This is a genomic window from Arthrobacter sp. Sr33 (assembly GCF_054511195.1).
Genome location: NZ_JBTNDD010000014.1, coordinates 20,132 through 40,926, shown reverse-complemented (window position 1 = coordinate 40,926; position 20,795 = coordinate 20,132). Strand labels below are relative to the sequence as shown.

Annotated in this window: 21 protein-coding genes; 11 read left to right on the top strand and 10 right to left on the bottom strand. The window is 61.8% G+C overall.

From position 1 onward, the window contains the following. Positions 1-10: 10 nt before the first annotated feature. From ACX80T_RS15475 to ACX80T_RS15455, 5 genes are read right to left on the bottom strand one after another with little or no spacing between them, the layout of a single operon-like run. Positions 11-619 (bottom strand): DUF6668 family protein, encoded by a 609-nt coding sequence (locus ACX80T_RS15475; protein WP_116779137.1) that lies wholly within the window; start codon positions 617-619, stop codon positions 11-13. Then, the gene (locus ACX80T_RS15470) at positions 616-2,028 is read right to left on the bottom strand and encodes a MinD/ParA family ATP-binding protein (RefSeq protein WP_116779136.1); all 1,413 of its coding nucleotides are present in this window, start codon (positions 2,026-2,028) and stop codon (positions 616-618) included. Before ACX80T_RS15470 ends, ACX80T_RS15475 begins: the two co-directional genes overlap by 4 nt. After that, positions 2,028-3,587 (bottom strand): hypothetical protein, encoded by a 1,560-nt coding sequence (locus ACX80T_RS15465; RefSeq protein WP_116779135.1) that lies wholly within the window; start codon positions 3,585-3,587, stop codon positions 2,028-2,030. Before ACX80T_RS15465 ends, ACX80T_RS15470 begins: the two co-directional genes overlap by 1 nt. After that, positions 3,584-4,225 (bottom strand): hypothetical protein, encoded by a 642-nt coding sequence (locus tag ACX80T_RS15460; RefSeq protein WP_116779134.1) that lies wholly within the window; start codon positions 4,223-4,225, stop codon positions 3,584-3,586. The genes ACX80T_RS15465 and ACX80T_RS15460 overlap by 4 nt, the downstream gene beginning before the upstream one ends. After that, complete coding sequence (locus tag ACX80T_RS15455; protein ID WP_116779133.1) at positions 4,222-5,340, bottom strand: transglycosylase SLT domain-containing protein; 1,119 nt, start codon at positions 5,338-5,340, stop codon at positions 4,222-4,224. Before ACX80T_RS15455 ends, ACX80T_RS15460 begins: the two co-directional genes overlap by 4 nt. A 174-nt stretch (positions 5,341-5,514) precedes the next feature. Between ACX80T_RS15455 and ACX80T_RS15450 the strand changes: the two genes are divergently transcribed. From ACX80T_RS15450 to ACX80T_RS15405, 10 genes are all read left to right on the top strand, one after another. Further along, positions 5,515-6,243, top strand: a complete 729-nt coding sequence (locus tag ACX80T_RS15450) for a hypothetical protein (protein WP_019481163.1) — start codon at positions 5,515-5,517, stop codon at positions 6,241-6,243. Further along, positions 6,240-7,010 carry a hypothetical protein gene (locus ACX80T_RS15445; protein WP_019481162.1) on the top strand — a complete coding sequence of 257 codons (771 nt, stop codon included), beginning with the start codon at positions 6,240-6,242 and terminating at the stop codon, positions 7,008-7,010. Before ACX80T_RS15450 ends, ACX80T_RS15445 begins: the two co-directional genes overlap by 4 nt. 10 nt (positions 7,011-7,020) lie before the next feature. Continuing rightward, positions 7,021-7,329 carry a hypothetical protein gene (locus tag ACX80T_RS15440; protein WP_019481161.1) on the top strand — a complete coding sequence of 103 codons (309 nt, stop codon included), beginning with the start codon at positions 7,021-7,023 and terminating at the stop codon, positions 7,327-7,329. Between the two features lie 207 nt (positions 7,330-7,536). Beyond that, positions 7,537-8,358 (top strand): ParA family protein, encoded by an 822-nt coding sequence (locus tag ACX80T_RS15435; protein ID WP_133185549.1) that lies wholly within the window; start codon positions 7,537-7,539, stop codon positions 8,356-8,358. Positions 8,359-8,995: 637 nt separating this feature from the next. Beyond that, complete coding sequence (locus ACX80T_RS15430) at positions 8,996-10,699, top strand: MarR family transcriptional regulator (protein ID WP_165802648.1); 1,704 nt, start codon at positions 8,996-8,998, stop codon at positions 10,697-10,699. Between the two features lie 263 nt (positions 10,700-10,962). Then, positions 10,963-11,904, top strand: a complete 942-nt coding sequence (locus ACX80T_RS15425) for a ParA family protein (protein ID WP_019481135.1) — start codon at positions 10,963-10,965, stop codon at positions 11,902-11,904. Positions 11,905-12,909: 1,005 nt separating this feature from the next. Beyond that, the gene (locus ACX80T_RS15420; protein ID WP_035748384.1) at positions 12,910-14,112 is read left to right on the top strand and encodes an IS110 family RNA-guided transposase; all 1,203 of its coding nucleotides are present in this window, start codon (positions 12,910-12,912) and stop codon (positions 14,110-14,112) included. A gap of 362 nt (positions 14,113-14,474) precedes the next feature. Next, positions 14,475-14,903, top strand: coding sequence for a hypothetical protein (locus ACX80T_RS15415; RefSeq protein WP_024477293.1), 429 nt, complete (start codon positions 14,475-14,477; stop codon positions 14,901-14,903). Positions 14,904-15,161: 258 nt separating this feature from the next. Next, positions 15,162-15,725 (top strand): DUF3560 domain-containing protein, encoded by a 564-nt coding sequence (locus tag ACX80T_RS15410; RefSeq protein ID WP_035746529.1) that lies wholly within the window; start codon positions 15,162-15,164, stop codon positions 15,723-15,725. 153 nt (positions 15,726-15,878) lie between these two features. Then, positions 15,879-16,277, top strand: coding sequence for a hypothetical protein (locus ACX80T_RS15405; protein WP_116779191.1), 399 nt, complete (start codon positions 15,879-15,881; stop codon positions 16,275-16,277). A gap of 254 nt (positions 16,278-16,531) precedes the next feature. Here the strand turns inward: ACX80T_RS15405 and ACX80T_RS15400 are convergent, their stop codons facing one another. The 5 genes from ACX80T_RS15400 to ACX80T_RS15380 all read right to left on the bottom strand — a co-directional run bounded on the left by ACX80T_RS15400 (position 16,532) and on the right by ACX80T_RS15380 (position 20,324). Then, positions 16,532-16,957, bottom strand: coding sequence for a DUF302 domain-containing protein (locus tag ACX80T_RS15400; protein ID WP_024476426.1), 426 nt, complete (start codon positions 16,955-16,957; stop codon positions 16,532-16,534). A 36-nt stretch (positions 16,958-16,993) separates the two neighbouring features. Further along, on the bottom strand, positions 16,994-18,346 hold the full coding sequence (locus ACX80T_RS15395; RefSeq protein WP_116779195.1) for an MBL fold metallo-hydrolase: 1,353 nt from the start codon (positions 18,344-18,346) through the stop codon (positions 16,994-16,996). A 54-nt stretch (positions 18,347-18,400) separates the two neighbouring features. Beyond that, a complete protein-coding gene (locus ACX80T_RS15390; RefSeq protein ID WP_116779192.1) occupies positions 18,401-19,300 on the bottom strand; it encodes a sulfite exporter TauE/SafE family protein in 900 nt (299 codons plus the stop codon). Between the two features lie 41 nt (positions 19,301-19,341). Next, positions 19,342-19,641, bottom strand: coding sequence for a rhodanese-like domain-containing protein (locus ACX80T_RS15385; protein ID WP_116779193.1), 300 nt, complete (start codon positions 19,639-19,641; stop codon positions 19,342-19,344). A 92-nt stretch (positions 19,642-19,733) separates the two neighbouring features. Further along, complete coding sequence (locus ACX80T_RS15380; RefSeq protein WP_024476422.1) at positions 19,734-20,324, bottom strand: rhodanese-like domain-containing protein; 591 nt, start codon at positions 20,322-20,324, stop codon at positions 19,734-19,736. A gap of 130 nt (positions 20,325-20,454) precedes the next feature. Here ACX80T_RS15380 and ACX80T_RS15375 point away from each other — a divergent pair, with 130 nt between their 5' ends. Beyond that, the gene (locus ACX80T_RS15375) at positions 20,455-20,712 is read left to right on the top strand and encodes a metal-sensitive transcriptional regulator (RefSeq protein WP_024476421.1); all 258 of its coding nucleotides are present in this window, start codon (positions 20,455-20,457) and stop codon (positions 20,710-20,712) included. Positions 20,713-20,795: the final 83 nt, after the last annotated feature.

Genomic DNA, 20,795 nt, shown 5'->3' with positions numbered 1-20,795 from the left:
GTTCCCTTTCTCAGTGCCCGGAGCGGGCGATCTTTTCGATTTTCCGGAGCACGCTTTTCACCCGTGTCCCGGAAGCTTGTGGGGTGACGCCAACCTCGCGCCACGAGGGTTCATACGGTGCCGTCATGGCAACCGGGAACATCCGCGCGACCCCGCGCGCGAAGTCCAGGGTCGGCTTCGTCAGCCGGTTCTTGGGTCGGTCGTGGACGATCACCAGGCCGACCAGTTCATAGGGCAGCTGCCCCGAAGCGGACTTACGCGCCAGCTGCTGCGCGGCCTCGAGGGAGGATGCACTGGTGGAGCAGACCAACAGGGCCCGGCCTGCCCAGGTCGGCTTCCGCTCGGATTCATCGACGACGTTCTCGGAGCACAGACCCGCGAGGGTGCTGGTGCCGACACCACCGGACGCACCGACCAGCCACAGTGTCGCGTTGGTCACCGCGACAGGGGCCGCTGGTTCCTCTTCCTCGACAGGCTCTGCGGCGAGGGTCTGCTGAATGTTCTTCGGGCCCCTGAGTGACTCGCGTTGCCCGAGGATCGGGTCATCGTCGATCGGGTCTTCCTGCGGCTCGACCCCCGGCTCGTGGACGAACGGATTGCGCTGCGGGGTCACGGTCACAGTCCCTCCGCGATCTGCGCGGCGGCCCGGAGCCATGCGCGGCGGGTCTGCGGGAGCATCGAGGAGAACCGGATCCGGCCCTCGATCAGCGACGGATCATAGGGCACCGTGACGACCGACTTCACGAACGGGCGGAATGACTCCGCCAGCTCATTCAGCTTCGCCGGACCGTGAGACGGGGTGCAGCCCAGGACGATCACCACGGCGTGGTCCGCCAGCGACTGCGCGTGCTCGTTGCCCGCCCGCAGGGCGCTCAACACCCGGGACGCGCCTTCGGCGGCGTCATCGACGGACTTGACCGGGATGACGACCTGGTCGGAGTGCCCAATCATGGCCTCCCAGTTGTCCCCGCGTTCGGTGTTGCCCGAATCCATGAGGATCAGCCGGTAATACTTCGCGGCCACCGAGTAGAGGCGGTGGACCTCGTCGCCGGTGACCTCGTGCCGCTTCTTCGCAGCCGACCGGTCATCGCTTCTCAGCACGTCGTACTGGTCCGAGGGCTGGTGGTGGACGTAGGACGCCAAATCCCCGGCCCGTGCGCCGGCGGTCATGAAGTAGTCCGTCTGCTCGAGGAGGTCGACCACCGTCGCCTCGTGGCCGGCATCGAAAGTCCGCCAACCTAGGGAGCCAAGCGAGTTGTTGTTGTCCCACGCAAGGACACCGGAACCGCCGAGGCGGGCGAACACAGCGGACAGGCAGATCACCGTCGGCGTCTTGCCCGCCCCGCCCTTGGGGTTCAGAACCGTGATCGTGCGGGGACCGGCCCAGTGCTGAGAGACAGTCTTCTCGTCCCGGCGCTGCTCCAACTCCACTGGAGACGGTGCGAGCTTCAACCCGAACTGATTCAGCAGACCACGTACCCCGACCTGTGCCGGTGAATCGGCGTCCGGCCGGTCGACGAATGAGGGCATCGCCGTCCTGCGGGTCGGCAGCGGATCCACCGTCTCTACCGGTACGACGGCTGATGAAGCGACCGTTTCCGGTGCGGTGGTCTTAGGAACTACCGGAGCCTCAACCTCAACGGGAGAGGGAAAAGGGACAGGAACAGGAGTGGCGACGGGTGCTGCTGCTTCCACCGCGGCCTCCGGCACGGTCGGCACTTCTGGCGTGATCGGGGACGCCGCAGGCTCGACTGCTTCGGCGGGTTGTACTGGGCCGCTTTCCGTCGGTTCACTATCAGCGGCCTGCTCGACAATGACGCCGTCGGTCTGGACGAGGATCGTGCGGGAGCCGGACGGGTCCTCGATGTGCAGTTCGGTTGCGGTGCTCGTCTCGGCCGCGAGGTCGGTTGCGGTGCTCATGACGGAGCGGCGGGCGTCCATGACCGAGGGGTATGGGGAGGTGGTTTTCTCGCCTCCCAGGTCAAGCTCGAGGGTGCCGGCCGGGTCGATGACAGCGGTCATTCTCATCAGGGGTTCTCCTTCGGGGAAACGGTTGAGGTGGGGCTCGGAGTAGAAGTCGCAGTAGAAGACGGGTTAGGGGATTGGCTCGGTGTTGCGGTGGGTCGGGGTGCGACCTGTGTCAGCGCGTACAGCAGGCCGGTGGAGGATCCTTCGGCCCGGGTGATTGCCTTGCCGTTGTCGGTGATGACGTCGGGGATCGCCGCACGGGCCGCATCGGTTGTGGTCTCGGTGACGCCCTGCGCGTTGATGCGCAGCTGCTCGGTGTTGGTGGTCACCCAGGCGTAGCCGGCGGCGAGCTTCCCGGCTCCGGGCAGGCGGTGGGCCTGCTTCGCGTCGACGTCGACCAGGATGGTGCCGGCCATTAGCAGGCCGTTCTCCCGGTCCACCTGGATACCGGAGGTGGCGACGTCGGTTCCTTCGACGTCGACGGTGCCCACCTGCGTCGCTTTTGTCGCGTCGGTGGTGTCCCCGAGGGCATAGAAGCCGATGGTGGTGGTGTCGTCGGTCTTCCATGCCGCGACGACCGTCCCGTTCACGGATCCGAGGACCGTGACCAGTTCCGCTCCGGCTGACGGTGCAGGCAGTTTCGCCGGGGCTGGGAGGGCTGCCGAGTCCTGCGTGACACGCCAAATCCGTCCGGAGCGTGAGTCGGCCGCCACCAGGTCGTCGCCGAGGGCTTCTATGGGTTCCGCGGACGCCGGGACCACCCGCGCCGCCGTACTGCCGTCGGCTGCGACGATTAGGGTCCGCTTGTTCGGCAGGTCCACGCGAGGAGCTGTACCGCCGTCTAAGACGATCGTTCCGTCTTTTGGAACGTCGACGCGGATCGGGTCTGCTCCGTCGCCGAACAGGACCAGCTCGCGGGCGGCTGCGGCTGCGACCCTAAATTGTCCGTCGAGGGTGAACAGGGCGAGCTGCTCGACCGTGAACGGTGCGGTGCGCGTCCATCGCTCTACGCCCGTCCGAGGGTCATGGCCGATTAGCTTCGAGCCGTCCACGCTCACGGGCTGGCCGGAGGAATCCAGGATCGCCCGAACGGTCGAGCCGGTCATCGACGTCGTCCAGTCACCGTAGGTGTCCCACCCGGCAGGAGCCGGAACCGGCAGCTGCGCGGGAGGCGGCGTGTAGACGGTCGCCACAGGCTCGGCCGTGTTGTCCTGCAGTGTGTAGAAGGCGCTGAACCCGACTGTGACCGCCAGGACGCCTGCGCTCCCCCACAACACAGCCTTCCGGCGTGCAGAAGTGCGGGGGCGTGCAGCCTTCGACTCGGTACGTGCAGTGCCCGTGCCGGCGGCGGGGGTGCTGTTTTCGCGTTCCTCGAGGGTGCCCAGTTCGGCGTCGACGATCATTTCGTAGACCTCGCCGTCGTCGGTGTGGCCCTGCACCCGGCAGGCGGCTAGGCCCAGACGGCGGCACGCTTCCGCTGCCGCGTCGGCTGCGACGTCGGCTACGGACGCCTCGTCGAGCACCGGGTAGGTCAAGACGTCGCCGTTCGCGTCCGCGACGATTTGGCCCTCGCCGATCATGAGGCGGATGACGGGCCAGGAATGTACTGCAGGAGTCACTTGCCCTCCCCGGTGATTGAGGCGGTCATGTCACGGGTCTGGTGTCCGACGACGTCCCATTGGTCCTCTGTCTTCTCGAGGTAGATGGTTACCTGCCGGTGACCGCCGCTCGTTAGTAGCGTCTCGTCGTGGGCGACCCAGCGCCACGTCACGTCGAGGACCCGAATGGCCTTGTCCGGGGCGACGTCCTGCGCAGCGTCACCGATCGCGGGAACTGCCCGGGGAACGCTGTAAGCACCGTGTTCGGCTGGTTCCAGCCATTCGCCGTTGCTCGCGTTGCGCTCAGGCTCCACCTGGTTCGCCGCCCACTCCGCACTCATCAGGGGTATGGCGCGCACCGCGGCCGCCGTCTCCGTGCGATCCACCGTCGTATCCCACGAGTGCAGCATCAGCGCCGCCACGCGGGCGGTCGAGTCGACGTCGGAACGGTCGGCGTCCTCCGGGGAGGCGAACGTGTTCCCGCCCAGAACCTCATCGGCAGGGAGCGAAATGTAGGAGCCCCCATAGACGGTGGTCGGCGCGGAACTTGGGGTTGCATCTTCCGATGCGGGTGCGTCAGCAGCGCAGCTGGTCAGGGCGATCATCGAGACCGCGAGAGCGGTGGCCCGGTACGGGTAGGTGTGTGAGCGACGGGTCATCGTACCCACGCTCCTTTCTCTTTCAGAATCGGCTCTGGGTCGAGGTTCCAGCCTTGGTACGGGTAGACGACCTCCGGTGCTTCCGGCTTGTAAATCTCGAAGTGTAGGTGCGTGGCGACCAGCCCGAGACCGGCCTTGTTGCCTTCGGTGCCGACGACGTCGCCGCGCTTCAATCTGTCCCCCACAGCCACGCTGTAGGCGTTGAGGTGGCAGAACGCGAACCCGAAATCGGGATCGTCGCCGTCCTCCTTGGCGATCACACACCCGTCCTTGTCGTTGAAACCCGTGATCCGCAGGTCAGTCAGTGCGATCACCGGGCCGCCAGTGCCGGTTCCGGCGCCCGGGGTCGCGAGGTCTACCCCGACGTGGTCCTGCGCCCACGCGGGCAGGCCCGGGATATTTCGGTGTCCGTATCCGGAGGTGAAAACACCACCCGGTAGTGGGTTGGTCCACTCGCCATCGCCGAGGTCGCCGTCCCAGGCGATAGTGCCCGCAGGCGCCGTGCAGTCGGCAGAAAACTTGCTCTGTCCGGAGGAAAGGATCTTCTCGACGTACTGCTGGGTCTCCGTGAACGCCGGAATGCCCTTGGCTGCCTGCACAGCACCGAAGCCGGCGTTGTAGGCGGCGAGGGTTAGGCGCACCAGTAGGTCGGCGTCGTCACCTGCCAGCGGTTGCACCTGCTCTTTCAGGGCCGCCATATAGCGGCCGTAGGCAGGGATGGCGTCCTCGGCCGAGAACGGGTCCCCACCCTCCCCGTACATGGCCCAGGTGCCGGGCATGAACTGAGCCACGCCCTGAGCCCCTGCAGGGCTCCGTGCACCTTCGTTCCAGCCTGATTCCTGCTTCAACTGCGCCGCCACCACACTCACCGGCAGACCGGCAGTCTTCGCGGCGGCGTCGACCAGATCACCCCAGCCGTTCGGGATCGCCGGTGTCGAAGTAATGCCCCCGGCGGTCTCACCTACTGCGGAGACGGCGCACCCAGCAGGCATTTCCTCGGTCTGCATGAGTATCGCAGCTCCCGCGATGCCGACGACAGGCAGTCCCGCCAGGAGAGGTACAAGGATCACCAGGGCCAGTAGCGGTGACGCTCCGCGCTTCTCGTCTTCGTCCACGATTACCTCCCCGGGGTGTGACGGGCACAGACTGGTTAGGACTTGCCCGGTAAAATTGAGACGGTGAGGAAGAAGGCTGATGCCAATTCCTTAGTTCTTATAATAGCTTAGATTCTGACATCACGGCTATACGTGTATGCCGTGCCCATCTAGTGCTCTCTTGAAGGAGGTGCCGTGGCTGTTTCTGGTTCTGACTTCAAGCAATGGCTCGAACGACGCGGTATCACCACATCAGCGAGCGAGCTGGGCCGCCTGACCGGGCTGCATCGCGTCACGGTGGGCAACCAGATCCGGCGCGGTAACGTCCCGGAATCGACCGTCGTCGGTGTGGCCCGAAGCGTCGGGATTGATCCCATCGCGGCACTGGCAGACTTCAAGGAGTACCAAGACCTCGACAGTCGGCCCCGCACACCAACGGCCGCGGAAGTCCTGAGCCAGGTCCACCACGCCGACCTCATGGTCGAGCTGCAGCACCGCTTCCACGAAGACCTGTTCCCACGGAATGACAAGGTCAAGATCGATTTCCCCCACGACGGCTCCCATCGCGCGTGGATCGACGCCATCGACACCGGCGACGTCCGGCACGACGTGACCGAGAAGACGGGAACGGCGATCACCTACCTGTTCAGCCAGATCTCGGAGAACAAGCTCACCCCCATCCAGGCGGTTACTGCTGCCCGGGTCAGCGGGACGTCGATGGTCGCGGGGCTTGTCGTCGTCGGACTCATCACCATGAAAGAGGGCGACTGGCCCGAGGACGTCCGGGAGACGGCCCTGATGGTGATGAAAAACGAGGACCTGGTCGAACTCATCCAGCAACGGCTGAATCTCCTCCAGCGCCGCCTCCGGCAGCGCAAGGAAGCCTTCGAATACGCGGAAAAACTTACGGATCTGATCGGATGAACGACAGCATCTACGCCATCTCAGTCAGCTTCATGCTGATCCTGCTCGGCGGCCTCACATTCCACCGACTGACGTCTAAAACGACCCCAGAAGGGGCGCGGGCACTGCTGCGACCCAGCGGCCGGCTGGCCCTCATGGGAATCCTGCTAACCGCGGCCTACGTCTTCTCCATGCCCGGCATCTACCAGTTCCTAGAAATCTTCGTGCCCATTTCCAACGGCACCGACCTCATCGCCAAATGCTGTGCCATGACAGCCGTAGCGGTCCTCGGCCTTCACCTTGCTATCGCCTACGGCTCAGAGACGGCCACCAGCTGGATCATTGGAAAGCGCGGCGCCCTAGCGGGCGTGATTGCGGCCTCCGGGGTGCTCATCACGCTCCTCATGGCGGACACTCCCGAGGCGTCACCCCGCTTGGAGCTATACCAAGAGCAGCCCGCGGTGGAATGGAACGAGGGGATCGTCCTCGCCTACACCGCCTACGTGCTCGGGCCCCTCCTGCTGCCGGTCCTCCGGGACAGCCGCAGGAACCCGCTGCGCTTCGGCCGGCTGGCCTCGAGGCTGATCTTCGTCGGCTTCGTCCTCTCGATGGCACGCGTCATCGGCTACCCGCTGGAACTACGAGCAGGGGCCGAAGCGTTCTACATTTTCGAGCTGGTCACGCACGTATCGACAGCCTGCGTCGTCCTCGGACTGTGGGCTTTCGCCTTCGCCAGGTCACGCCAGCTGGCACGCAAGACATTCGACACCGGCCTGTCGATCAAGTGAGGAGTAGAACATGAGTCAGACACCACCAGAGGCCAAGATCGCTGTAGAGCGCATCTTGACCAAGGCCAATTCCGAGAACGAGGCCTCCTACGCCGTCATCTTCCGTGCCGTTAGAATCTGCATCGAGGCCGGCATGAACCGCAAGGAGACCGCCCGGTACCTCGGCGTCTCTGCCCGTCGAATCGACAGACATGGCCAGTATTTCCGTACCGCTAAGTCGGTCAGAACCCTCTTTAGAGAGGCATTCCACTCAAGGTCGATCGACGTCCCAGCAGAGGATGCTAAGGAGAAGCTGATTCAATGGGCATGGAAGAGCTAGTGTCGAACTAATTGCTGTGAATCGAAGGACTGTGCCATATTGGTACAGTCCTTCACTCGATAAGGAGACAGATGCAGCCCTACCAACTGCGCCGGGAAGTACCACGCGACACGTCGCCCCTAGGCCCGGCTTTAGATTGGTCTGTGATCCCGTGGTTCAGCCAGCGCCCTGGGATTCCGTGGTGCTATGAGCCGGATGGGTTTGCGTATGAGCCCTTCTGAATCTGAAGTGGCCGAACGCGCCGACATTCACGCCGTCTCCCAGCACTGGCCGGGACCGCGCACTATCGCCGTCGTGAACCGCAAGGGCGGCGCGAACAAGACCCCCACCGTTGCAGCCCTGGCGGCTGTGTTCGCCCGCTACGGCGGCGGCGGTGTGCTCGCGTGGGACAACAACGAGAACCAAGGAACTCTAGGCTGGCGCACCGAGCAAGGCCCCCACACGTCAAGCGTGCTGGATCTGCTGCGCGATCAGGACCAGTTGCTCTCCCCCTTGGCCCATAACGCTCTGCTGGCGCACTACGTGCATCACCAGACCGAGGACAAGTACGACGTGCTGCGCTCGGATGAGAACGACGAAGGAGATCACGAGATCTCCGCTGACGAAGTGGATGCTGTTCATACCGTGGCCGCGAAGTATTACCGCATGATCGTGATGGATAGCGGGAACACCGCAAGGGCCGCGAACTGGCGTGCCATGATCGGCCACACTGATCAGCTCGTGATCCCCACAACGACCATGGAGGACCGCGCCGAGGCCGCGAAACTCACCCTGCAAGCCCTGGTCGCACGAGACGAACACTCAGCCCAGTTGGACGAAAACGCCGTCGTCATCATTTCCCAATGGAAAGCCGAGGACGGCGACGAAGCCCGCCGTATCGCTGACGGCTTCGCACCACTGGTCCGCCGCGTGGTTACCGTTCCTTATGACCAGGCACTCAAAGCCGGACGCATCCGACACACCGCCCTGAAACCAGCCACGCAACGCGCCTGGCTGGCAGCAGCAGCCGCCGTAGCCGAAGGACTGTGATGAAGCGACACGCCCGAGTGAGCTACCTCCCACTTAATGGAAACAGTTACACATTGAATGGACCCATGGCTATCTCAGGAAATCGTGGAGGCGGGCGCCGCAGCAAGGGTGCACGCCATCTCGTCGGAACCCGCATGCCAGTAAACGAGGCCGAAAAACTAAGAGCCGTAGCCGCGGCGGAAGGCCTAAGTGTCAGCGACTACCTCGCTGACCTAGTCCACAAACACCTAATTAACGTCGACGTAGACACACTGTACGGTCAGGAGGCTTTGCCAATCAGCCGAGCCAGTTAAACAAAGAAGGCCCGTCGCTAAACGGGCCTCCCGAAGTCTTCATTCAGTTCCGTCTATCCGCCAAGATCCTCGGTTCTGAACGTCCACCATAAGGGCTATTTCTATGCCCTCACGGCTATGGAGTTGATCCAATCATACACACACCCCTTAGCGCACCTTCTTCATGCCCAAATCCTGTCCGAGGCGTGTCGCGGAATCCCACGATCGCCAAGGAAGCAGCTCAGACCGCATGGCGGGCACTCGCGACGCTCATTGCCGGTCAGCCCCGCGTCCGTCTGTCCAAAGACGGCGGCAAAAGTTACCCCACAGCAGGCGAACGACGTCTACAAAACACGCTTCCAACTGTGCCCGCAGCCGTCAGGCTCTGCGGGACTGACGGCACAGTCGCCACCATCGCTCTCGACTTCGACGTCAGCAACGGGGACACGTCAAAAGTAAATACCGACGTCACCGCAGTCCAACGCTGGCTGACCCGCCATGGAGCCCTCTGGATCGAAGACTGCTCCCCCACGGGGGGCCGGCACGTCTACATTCCGCTTACGAAACGAGTGGGATTCACTGAGGCCCGCCATTTCGTCGAAGCGATGTCCCTGCGGCATACCAGCATTGACCCTGGCCCACACCGCAGCGCTGATGTTGGATGCATCCGTACACCTGGCAGCCCCCATAAACGGGGCGGTTACCAAGTGCTAACCATGTCGCTTAGCGACGCTTACGCCGCTGCAATCATCCGGAACGCACCGACAATCTGGGAAGCACTCAGAGGATCCCTCAAAGAAGAGCTCGCGGTCGTCACACAACAACGCAACGCCCCACAGGCACTTATCGAAGACACAGAATATCTCCCTCTTTCGAACGGCCCTCGGAATCTCCCATCGGGAAAAAACAGACTCGCCCGCACCGGCCTCTACAACACCGGAACATACGACTCCCCCAGCGAAGCTAGACAAGCGGTGCTGGCCTCTGCTGTGGCAGCCGGCTGGGAACTCACAGATGTCCAGCGCCTCATGCACAACAACACCTGGGCTGGCATGACGAGCTTCTACAGCAGATACACATCCCAACAGAGGTCGGCCGCCCTCCGGCGCGACTGGATGAAAGCCGTTAGCTACGTCGCAGAATGCCGCAAAAAACACGGAAGACTTCCTGCACACCAAAAGTCCGACCATAAAAGCTACACAAGCCTGCCTAATACACAGGGGGGTCCTGCTCCCCTGGCGCAACCTGGCTCTGCTGACGAATACCGATTCTTGAAAGACTGGAACCTCGCCAGGGAAACATACGAGCTGAAGTTAAGGGGAACTCGCGAAGGACTAACTTTGCGCTTGCTACTTCGAGCACTGGGAGAAGCAGCCGCAAAGGCAGGGAGTCGCTTCATTGAATTCGGCGTACGTTCTTTAGCTCTTGCAGTAGGTGTCCATCACACGACAGTTGCTCGCCTACTACGGAGGCTGACGAACTCAAAGGATGCCCCCATCAGGCTTGCCGCAGAAGGCCGAGGCACACGAGGTGACCTTTATGAACTTCAGACTCCAGACCACAGCACAAGAGCGCAAGAGAATCGAAAGTGGCGCAAAGGGCACACCCATGCGTTACGTCCAGCATTTCGAGGTCTCGGAGTAACTGCAGCTTTCACCTACGAAACCATAGAGCTCAGCGATGTCCCGTTAAGCACGTCACAGATCATCCAAGCCAGTGGCCTCTCCCCCGCAGCTACCGCCTCAGCCTTAGAAACCCTTGCAGCATGGAATCTCGTTCAGAAAATTGATGGTCACTGGTCATTGATTGGGGCCACAAGCCTTAAGGCAATTGCCGAGTATCTAGGGGTTCTTGAAGAGCTGTTTGTCCAACTGGCTCGCTATCGTGTCGAACGACTGCAATGGCGGAATTGGCTCGACAATCGCCAGGCCGGTAAGACTCTCGAGCTGTTGGAACCTGACGAGCCGTATCCCTTTTGGGATAGAGAAGCGCCTGATGACAACGGGTACACACTGACCGATCTTTTTCTTGGCCGGACGACGAAGCAAATAGTTGATAGGTCAGCATAAAAAGCCATCTCTCTGAGGATACGTATCGTCCTTCGACTCATGCCTGCATCAATAACGCATGAGGTTTATGTTCACGGTGTTCGTAATGCCATAACGCATGCCATAAGGCATATAGGAAAAGGAGTAGTAACGTGTACTAGAAGTAAGACGGTTAATGTAATGAAGGGACACGCCCCGTTACCTACCGTTGCAACCGCTGGTTCGGTAGTAGTTTGAGCAATGATGCTTGAAGAGTTCGCCAATCCAGAGAAGAAGTGACAGCTGTGGCACGTTCGATCCATACCCCAGAGGCAGCACCAGCTGCCGCCTCGACTTCAATTGAGCGAACCATAGCTTTCGCCAATGGCAAGGGCGGTGTGGGCAAGACCACCACGGCTGCGAACATCGGCGGATACGCAGCAATCGCGGGCGCAAAAGTTCTCATGATCGATCTTGATCCCCAAGGCGATTTGGCACGAGACCTCGGCTACGAACACAACGACGGACAAGGACTTTTCAACGCACTTGTCACTGGCACCGCAGCACCAATTTTGGCAAACGTTCGTGAGAACCTAGACGTCATACCCGGTGGGCAAGCACTTGAAGACATCCAGGGACTCATGTTCTCTCGAGCTAACCGCGCTGATGCAGGGGACTTCGGAGACATGCTCTACCGGGCGATTCGACCGTTGTCCGACAACTATGACCTGATCATTATCGACACACCGCCCGGCGAGCGAATTCTCGTCGAAGGTGCTTTTGCTATTGCTGCAGCAGTCGTTATACCCACCAAGTCTGATGACGCCAGCATTGACGGCGTCGAACGCGTAGCCCGCCGGTTCCTAGCAGTCCGCGATCGCAACCCGGCTCTCGAGCTGGCGGGAATCGTACTCTTCGCGGTTGGGCCGCGATCTCTACGCCTGGAACGCAGCGTCCGCAGCACCTTGGAAGAAATGCTCGGCACCGTGGCACCGGTATTCACTACTCGTATCCGAAACTTAGAGAGCGCGAGTGCTGACGCCCGCAAGAAGGGCTTACTGTTCCATGAACTGGAAGGTGCCGTTACACAAGCTCAGAAAGACCGGTTGAAAGCCCTACGTGCGGGCCAGAAGCCCAGCGAGGGGTTCTTTTCACGCAACGCCGGCGGGCTAGCTGAAGAATACGAAGCCCTTACTGGAGAGATCCTCTCCCGACTCAATGAGATCGAAAGTGGACAAGCAGCATGAGCGCCGACCGCCCAAACCTGGCCGCAGCCTTCAAGCCCCAAGAAACATCAATAAAGCGCGGAACTAGCCTGCAAGGACTCTTGAAACCGAGAGTACGTTCTGCCGAAAATTCCGGCACCTCATCAATGGGCTCCGCAAGTGAAGCCGAAGTCGGGGCCCTGTCTGAGTCGAAGCCACCAGCCGTCAAAAGCCCAGAGGTGCAACCGAGGAACAGTTCAACGCCAGCGTCCCAGACTGTCGCAGGGGCACCTCGCAACGTCGGTGTCTATCTGCCGCCAGATGTCTTGGAACGAGTCAAGAACGCCGCCAAGACCGAACAGATCACCTACAGCGATCTCCTGGTTGACGCTTTCAACGCCGTCACACCAGATGAAATCAGCCGAATGTTTAGGCCGGAAACAGAATCCACCGCTTCGGTAATGCCACGCCGGATTCGACGACCTAGAGGGACTGCAGGGATACAGATTCAACTTCGCCTCGATGATCGGCAGATCGCCTGGTTGGAAGACCAGGTTACTTACCATCGGGCTCCATCGCGGAGTGCCTTGGTGTCCGCAGTCCTGCAGCTACATACAACCCCCTGAGCGTGGTAGCCCGCTCCAACCTCGATCCTGCGCCCCACAGTTCATATGTGCACAACAGGTTTACCACTCCGAGCGTCATCGCCATCGGGTTCAACATCTGAACGCTGACAGCAAACCCAAAGGGACCTCTCTACTTTCGGACTGTAAAGACCTAAACAACCGTCTTTTTGCTGCTGTCCTTATGTTGTTGAGCAGGTAGTTTGCAGGGCAGTTGTAGTGTCTTGGCTACCCAGGGGTGATGGGTATGGCTTTTGCTGCTGTGCCGGACGGTTGTCACGGCTTCGAAGGATTGGCCGCCTGTTGCTTCGACGATGGCCCGACCGCTGATTGAGAGACGCGACAAGAAGATGATCGCTGGATAAGGACACGACGGCGAGGTTATCTGCTGGGCTTCATATTCGAACGATGAAGGGAGAGCGCTTTGTCGCAACTGTGGGCCGGGATAGACGCCGGCAAAACCCATCACCACTGCGTGGTCATTGACGCTGAGGGAGCCCGTTTGTTCTCTCAGAGGGTGGCCAATGACGAGACAGATCTGCTGGATTTGATGGGAAGCGTCGCGGCGCTTGATAGTGGGGGAGAGGTGGTTTGGGCCGTGGATCTGAACCACGGTGGGGCTGCACTGCTGATCGCACTGCTTGTAGCCCATGACCAGCACGTGCTCTACATTCCAGGACGCACGGTACATCACGCTTCTAGGACTTACCGTGGGGACGGCAAGACCGATGCGAAGGATGCCGCGGTGATCGCTGACCAGGCCCGGATGCGTCGGGATCTGCAACCGGTTCGTACCGGGGATGACATCAGCGTGGATCTGCGGATCCTTACCGCCCGCCGCACGGACAAGGCCTGCGACCGCACTCGCGCGATCAACCGCTTGCGTGCACAGTTGTTGGAATACTTTCCCGCCCTCGAACAGGCCTTTGACTACAGCAGATCCAAGGCCGGGCTGTTGCTGCTCACGAGATACCAGACCCCCGATGCGCTGCGTCGGCTCGGACAGAAACGCCTTCACGCCTGGCTTAGTAGCCAGGGCGCCCGCAGCAGCGCCGATGTGTCAGAAAGGGCCGTAACGGCCGCGAAATCCCAGTACACCACCGTTGCCGCCCAGCGGATCGGTGCGCCGATGGTCGCCGAGCTCGCGCAGGAAGTCCTGGATATTCAGAACCAGATCGACGCCTTGGACACGCTGATAGCCGAGCGCTTCCGCGAACACCACCAGGCAGAGATCATGCTCAGCATGCCAGGCTTCGGACCCCTGCTCGGAGCGGAATTCCTTGGCGCTATAGGCGGTGATCTGTCCGTTTTCGAAAGCGTCGACCGGCTTGCCGGAGTCGCGGGTCTCGCGCCGGCGCCGAAAGATTCCGGTCGGATACGGGGCAACCACCACAGACCGAGGCGATATGACCGGCGTCTTCTTCGGGCCTGTTACATGGCGGCTATGTCGAGTCTGCGAAGTTCGACCGCGTCCAGGACTTACTACGACCGCAAACGTGCAGAAGGCAAGACTCACGTTCAGTCCGTGCTTTCCCTGGCCAGACGCCGGCTCAACGTCCTGTGGGCTATGCTCCGCGATGGAACCGCCTACGAGCCGCCAGGAAACCCCAGTCCGTCGCCCGCCTAGGAAACGCCGTCGCGGCCATGACAGAAACGTTTGGGGCGTTTCCCGGATCAGGAAGGTCCTCGCTGTCGCTCGGGCAGTAGAAGCATTGTCTTTCATTTTTTTGCTGCTGTCCGTTGGATTCTACGTGCCCGCTCCGGCTGTTCAACCGGCCTGTGGCCGGCGGCGCGGGCGTGACTCGCCTCGGCGCTCCTACGTCGCTTATTTCCTCACCAACTCCCGACCGCTTGCCCTAACAGGTTGGCACCGCCTCCGTCGGACACAGCTCCGCAAGCTCCGCCAGCAGGCAAAAAACATGGTGGGGAAGAGGGAACGGGTGCTGGTCACTGAACGTTTCCCGCCCTGTGAACTAGAGGAGCGACCGCATGAGCGTTGGAATAATGACCCGTACGAACACCACCGATACCGACGAAACCGTCACCGTCCCCGGACTTCCCGCCGATGATCGGATGGGGGATGGGTATGACTGGATGGAAACCCTCGAAGATTCCGGCTGGTCAGCCCTGCCGAACTGGGGATCTGAGGGATGGGATGCCGGAGCCTGGCCGCTGATCGTCTTCGCCGTGGCCCGCGCCCGCGACGATTCCGAGGAACTTTTCGGTTACGGAACCTACGTTGAGGGCGACACGCACGAGCACTGGTTCCGCAGTCAGGCCGCGTGCTTCGAAGCGCTCACGTCCGAAGTGTTCTTCCACTGGCTGATGGGACAGTCCGACGGCCCTAAGGTCCTGCCCGCAACGGCAGGCGAACTGCCGGACGCAGACCGCAGGCCATACCTGGGCTGGACGGGCTAGAGGCCCTCCGGTGTCCTGGCCCCGAGCGGGCCAGGACACCGGAGAAGCAACCCAAATAATTCGTTGACAACATCATTGAGATTCCTTCGGATCATACGTACCTGCTCCACCAGCTCAACGGCTACGCCGCTGCGAGAGCGGGCCAGGTTCCGACAGGCACAGCTCCGCAAGCTTCGCCAGCAGGCAAAAGCAACGGGGGAGAGGCCAACTGCTGGACCACCACTACCTACCCCCACCACTGCGAAAAGGAGCACCACCATGAACGCTGAAACCAGCACAGCACCGCTGACCATCACCCACACCCACGAGGCCGGAACCCTGATCGAGGGAACGGCTAAGGGTGACGGAACCGCGCCCATCTTGAAGGTCAACGGCTGGCGCTGGGGCCGCAGCATCGCGGCGTGGTTCGTGCCCATGTCCCGCGACCGTCAGCCCAAAATGCACATCATCAACCGCACCACGGTGGCCCTCACCGAGGCAGGTTTCAGCGTCGAAACCCAAATTGACCGCACCAGCCGCAGCACCGCCGAAGTAGAGGCAGGGAAGATCGCCCGCCAACAAGACCGCGCCGACGCCCTGACCGCGAAAGCCGAGCGCAAGCAGGCCGCCGAGACAGCAGCCTACGATTCAGCACGGGCAGCGCTGCGCCGACTGCCCGAAGGTGGGGAGCCCATCAAGATAGGCCACCACTCAGAGAACCGGCACCGCCGCGCAATTGCCACCGCAGACCGGGCAATGGGCAGATCAGTACAGGCCACCGAGGAAACCAAAGCAACCGCCGAACGCGCCGCTACAGCAGCCCAAACCACTGACCGCCGCTAAAGCCCCGCCGCCGTAGCATCACGGATCAAAACCCTAGGAACCGGAATCCGCGCCACAAAACGCAAAATTGACGGCAGCTCCCACACGTTCGCTGGGGGATACGTCGAGACAACGGCACCGGCCACAGGAGAATACCGGGCGCACCTTCAAGGAATGCTGGCCGATGAGCTTGACCAGCTCACCTACTGGCAAGGCATCAGAGCCAACCAGATAGCCGAAGGCAAGGCCACCAACTACACGCGCGAACAGATCAACAAAGGCGACTACGTCCGCATTGGTGGGAGCTGGTACGAAGTCGCCCGAGCCAACCAGAAAACCGTTTCACTCATCACCGGGTACAGCTGGACCCGAAAGGCCGACTATGCCCAGATCAGGGACCACCGCACCACCGAAGAAGCAACCACCGCAACGTCCCACGGAAACACAGAAACACAGGAATCCGTGAAGACAGAAACTAGTGGAGCGCAGGAGCCGGCGGAGACGTTCGCGCAAGTACAGACAGACGAAGAAGAACTCACCGCCGAAGAAGCCGACTACGCCGACGAAACATGAACCGGGGGAGTAGTGCCCCCGCCGGAAACCGGCGGGGGTGCTGCCTGACCCGGACGGAGCCGGCCCAGGCGAATAAAAGCCACGGTCTCTTGGGCGGCTAGGGGCGTCGCCTGTGCTCCCATCACTGGCGCGCCATCGCAGGCACAATCCGTAGCCTCATTTTTCACTCATCAGCTGTACTACGCCTGAAAAGAGATTGGTGATTTCATCTTGCTCTGGCGGTTTCTTGACGCGGCAATCAGCTCGCTAGGGGGTTAGAAGGATCCGGTTGATTGCCCATTGATGTTATTGAGGGCTCGTTTGAGCCGGTTGTCGGCGTCGTTTGCGACGTCGCGTATTGCGTCGGAGTCGCTGACCTGGACCATGGTTTGGGGGTCGATGGTTTCGATGGTTGTTGCGGTGTCTTCCGGTCCGCGGCGCACCACGACGTTGCAGGGTAGGAGGGCACCGAGTTCGGGTTCGGCTTTGATGCCGTGCTGTGCCAGTTGTGGGTTGCAGGCACCGAGGATGATGTAATCCCCGACCGCGTCGCCAGCTTCCTGTCCCAGCTTCTTGGTGAAGGTGGCTCGGACGTCGATTTCGGTGAGGACACCGAAGCCTTCCTGTGCGAGTGCTTCGCGGGTACGTTCGACGGCTTCCTCCCAGGGGAGGCTGGAGGTGATGGTGTGCGTGTAGGCCATGAGATTCTCCTGATCGTACTGAGTGGGCGCGGTGAGTCAGTGGTCCATGGGTAGTCCGGCGTCGTTGGCGTCGTCGAACATGCCGTCGATGTGTACGACGTCTTTGTCAGCTCGTTGCAGCAGGCTGGCAGCCACTGATGCCCGGTAGCCGGATCCGCAGTGAACCCATAGTCGCTGATTGGGCACTTCGTCCAGGCGGTGCAGCAACTCGTGGAGTGGAAGGTTGAGTGCACCTTCAATGTGTTGTGCGTTGTATTCGTCGGTGCGGCGAACATCGAGAATGACATCGTTCGGGCCACGGTCGGTTCGGACGTTTTCCCAGCCCACGCTCGGATATGAACTGTGTGCGGATTGGGGTGACAGATCAGTTGGATCGGAGCCGAGGGCGACGTCGGGTTGGTCGATGCCGATGCGGGAGAGGTCACGGATGGCGTTTTCGACGTCGTCGCGTTCACCGACGAGGGTGAGCTGTTGGTCCCAAGGTAGGACCCAGCCGAGGAAGGTCGTGAAGTTCGTTCCGTCGCCGTATTCGAAACTGACGCTGCCGTGTAGGTGGTCGCGGGCGAAAGCGATCCTGTTGCGCAGGTCGATCACCCATTCACCCTTGCCAAGCCTGTCGGCGAGTTGCTCGGCGTCCAAAGGCTGGGGCACGTCGAGGACGGCCGGTCCGGGGCCGGCAGCGTTCGCCGGGCCCATATGGGCGTAGTAGGACGGGTAGGCGCTGAGGTTGTCGATCAGTTCCTGGACGAAGTGGTTTTCGTCCTGGTCCGTGAGCGCGTGGTTACTGTTCACTTGCTCACCGATTGTTGAGGAGTCGGCCCCGCTGGCCGGGCCTGAGGAGCAGAATGATCCGAACCCGTGGGTGGGGTAGAGGTCAGCCTCGGGGGTGGCTTCTGCGACCAGGCGACGGACCGAGGCGTATTGGGCGTGGGCCAGGGGTACGGTGTCGTCGCTGCTGATCAGGTCGGTGCGCCCCACGGACCCATAGAGAAGGCTTCCGCCGGAAAAGACCACCTGCTGGCCCGCTTCTGTAACGAGGTAGGACAGGTGGTGGTGGGTATGCCCGGGTGTAGCGACAGCTCGCAGCGTCAACCGTCCGATCCGGACTGTTTCTCCGTCGGAGATTGGCGTCCGGTCAAACTCAACCTGGTCGGCGGCGTTGACCAAGTAAACGGCTTGATGGTCTTTGGCCAGCTGTAGTCCACCGGTGACGTAATCGTTGTGAATGTGGGTTTCTGCCACATGGGTGATGCGCACCCCTGCGTTTGCGGCCTCCTTTTCGACCCTGTCGGTGTCGCGTTGCGGATCGATCACGAGGGCCACTTGTCCGTCGTGAACGAGGTAGCTGCGGTCACCGAGCGGTGGTGTTTCGATGGTGATTACATCCATGTGAAATTCCTCCTTGAACGCCTTGATCATTGTTAGACACCGTACCTGCGGCTCTCATTGTGGGGTAGTGCCGCCGGGCTGGGACGAAGACTGCGGATTTACGCGTGTGCGCAGGGGACAGCGGGGCAGAAGGAACCAGCAAGCTGCGGTTGCGACCGCGATGATGCCGGCGGTGATCGCCAAGCCAGTACCCCAGGGGGCGGGGAGTTCCTGGACGAGGACGAACACGCCCATGACCAGGACGAAGATCCCGAAGCCCTTCCGGAGGGCTGCTTCCGGGATGCGGCCTGCCAAGCGGGAGCCGATCAGGGATCCGACGACGGCGGCGGTTGTGACGGCCGCGACGAGGCCCCAGTCCAGGGTGACGGTGGTGAGGTAGCCTGCGAGTCCGGCGAAGGATTTCATGGCGATTACCACGAGGGAGGTTCCGACGGCGATGGGCATGGATAGTCCGCCGAGCAGGGCCAGGGCGGGGACAACGAGGAAGCCTCCACCGGCTCCGACGAGTCCGGTGACCAGGCCAACGATGAGGCCTTCAATGATGACCTTGAGAATGGGAAGTTCCCCGTCGTGGGGTGTGCTGGTCTTGTTTTTCCGGCCGCGGATCATGGCAATGGACGTGGCCACCATCATGAGAGCGAAGGCGATCATGAGGATGGTTCCCGGGATGCGTCCGCCGAGGAGCCCTCCGCCGAAGGCGCCGGCCATTCCGGCGGCACCGAAAACGAGGCCGGTGCGCCATTTCACCCGCTTCTTGCGGGCATGGTCGATGGCGCTGACCGCGGAAGTCACGCCGACCACGAATAGTGAGGCGGCAATCGCTTCTTTGGGGTCAAGCCCGGCGACGTAGGTCAGGATCGGTACGGTGAGGATGGATCCGCCTCCGCCGAGCAGACCGAGCGAAATACCGATAACCACTGACAATAGTACGGTCGCGAGCAGAGTGACGCTCATGGGGGTCCTTTCGGGCGGGGAGGTCGGTGGGGTGCTGCAGGTCAGCGTGTGGTGGGAAATCCTGCATTGAGCCAGTCGATCATTCCGCCGCCCATGGTGTCTGCGGTGTAGCCGGCGGTGCCGAGGGCCTCGGCGGCTCGGGCGCTGCGGTTGCCGCTGCGACACACGACTATGACCGGGCGGTTCTTGTCCAGTTCGTCCAGTCGGGTCATGAGCTGCCCCATGGGGATGTGCTGGGCGCCGGGGATCATGCCCTCGGCGACTTCGAACTCTTCGCGGACGTCAAGGATCTGGTCCTGGTTCCGGCGGGCGTTCGCGTCGTGAATGGTGATTTCAGCCATCATGGTTCCTTTTTCGTGTCAGCCAAGGTCTGGTGAAGGGAATGCCCGCGTACCCTGCCCGATGGGGGACGGGCAGGGTACGCGGAGTCTTATTAGTTGCCCGCGGGGATCTGGTTGATCGCGGCCGCAGCCGTTGGCTCGCTGGCTGTTTTGTTCCACGGCATTTTCGACAAGGCGTTGCCCATGGCGCAGGTGTTGGTCGCTGCTGAGAAGGTCAGCCCGGTACCGATCGCCCCGGCCAGTAGGCGAAGCTTTGGTGAAACGAGCTTGCCGGCCAGCAGGCCAGCGACCACCAGGGACCCGGCGGTCAGACGGACCTGGCGCTCCAGGTCCCAGCGCTGGGCGCCGCGGACAACGTCGCCGCCGGCGGCGGCGAAACCAGGAACGCCACCGGTGAGGACCTGGGCAGTGCTGATACCGGCTCCACCGAGGCGCTGACGTGCCTGTTCGGCGCGGACACCGGATTGGCAGACCAGCACAACCCGCTGTCCCAGCCGTTCCGCGAGCTCATCGGTGTGCTCGGAGAGCAGGGGAAGCGGAACGTTGTAGGAACCACGAATGTGCATGGTCTCAAATTCAGCGGCAGAGCGAACATCAACGATGATCAGGTCTTCATGCTGGCTGATCCAATCACGCAGGGTTTCAGGATCAAGGGCGGTCACGGTGGAGGTGTTGGAAGCCAAAGGTTTCCCTTTCGAATTTTTCAGCGGTTTGAACTGTCGGTATCAATACTGCCACATACCCTAGGGGGTATGCAATAAACCCTAGGGGGTATATAATCAAGGGAAGAAAAGTAACCTCCAGGAGGATTTTGTGCAGCTCGACACCACTGAACTCACGCCGGTGATCAACCGGCTCAAGCGCGCCACGGGGCAACTGACCGCGGTGACCCGAATGCTGGAGGAAGGCCGGGATTGCAAGGACGTCGTCACGCAGCTCGCTGCGGTTTCCAAGGCCTTGGACCGCGCCGGCTTCGCGATCATTTCCTCGGGGCTGGAACAATGCCTGGCCGACGGTGGCAACACCATGGACAAGAAGGACCTCGAGAAGCTCTTCCTCGCACTGGCCTAAGCGGTCTCTGGCCTTACTGACCTGGCAGGGGATGCGTTGCGCGAAGGCGCAAGGCATCCCCTGCCACTTTTGTTCCTGCCCCG

What these genes read in the sequence shown, in the direction of transcription:
- ACX80T_RS15470 (WP_116779136.1), bottom strand. Translation starts at nt 2,028, where the DNA reads ATGAGAATGACCGCTGTCATCGACCCGGCCGGCACCCTCGAGCTTGAC.
- ACX80T_RS15460 (WP_116779134.1), bottom strand. Translation starts at nt 4,225, where the DNA reads ATGACCCGTCGCTCACACACCTACCCGTACCGGGCCACCGCTCTCGCG.
- ACX80T_RS15445 (WP_019481162.1), top strand. Translation starts at nt 6,240, where the DNA reads ATGAACGACAGCATCTACGCCATCTCAGTCAGCTTCATGCTGATCCTG.
- ACX80T_RS15440 (WP_019481161.1), top strand. Translation starts at nt 7,021, where the DNA reads ATGAGTCAGACACCACCAGAGGCCAAGATCGCTGTAGAGCGCATCTTG.
- ACX80T_RS15435 (WP_133185549.1), top strand. Translation starts at nt 7,537, where the DNA reads ATGAGCCCTTCTGAATCTGAAGTGGCCGAACGCGCCGACATTCACGCC.
- ACX80T_RS15415 (WP_024477293.1), top strand. Translation starts at nt 14,475, where the DNA reads ATGAGCGTTGGAATAATGACCCGTACGAACACCACCGATACCGACGAA.
- ACX80T_RS15410 (WP_035746529.1), top strand. Translation starts at nt 15,162, where the DNA reads ATGAACGCTGAAACCAGCACAGCACCGCTGACCATCACCCACACCCAC.
- ACX80T_RS15405 (WP_116779191.1), top strand. Translation starts at nt 15,879, where the DNA reads ATGCTGGCCGATGAGCTTGACCAGCTCACCTACTGGCAAGGCATCAGA.
- ACX80T_RS15400 (WP_024476426.1), bottom strand. Translation starts at nt 16,957, where the DNA reads ATGGCCTACACGCACACCATCACCTCCAGCCTCCCCTGGGAGGAAGCC.
- ACX80T_RS15395 (WP_116779195.1), bottom strand. Translation starts at nt 18,346, where the DNA reads ATGGATGTAATCACCATCGAAACACCACCGCTCGGTGACCGCAGCTAC.
- ACX80T_RS15390 (WP_116779192.1), bottom strand. Translation starts at nt 19,300, where the DNA reads ATGAGCGTCACTCTGCTCGCGACCGTACTATTGTCAGTGGTTATCGGT.
- ACX80T_RS15385 (WP_116779193.1), bottom strand. Translation starts at nt 19,641, where the DNA reads ATGGCTGAAATCACCATTCACGACGCGAACGCCCGCCGGAACCAGGAC.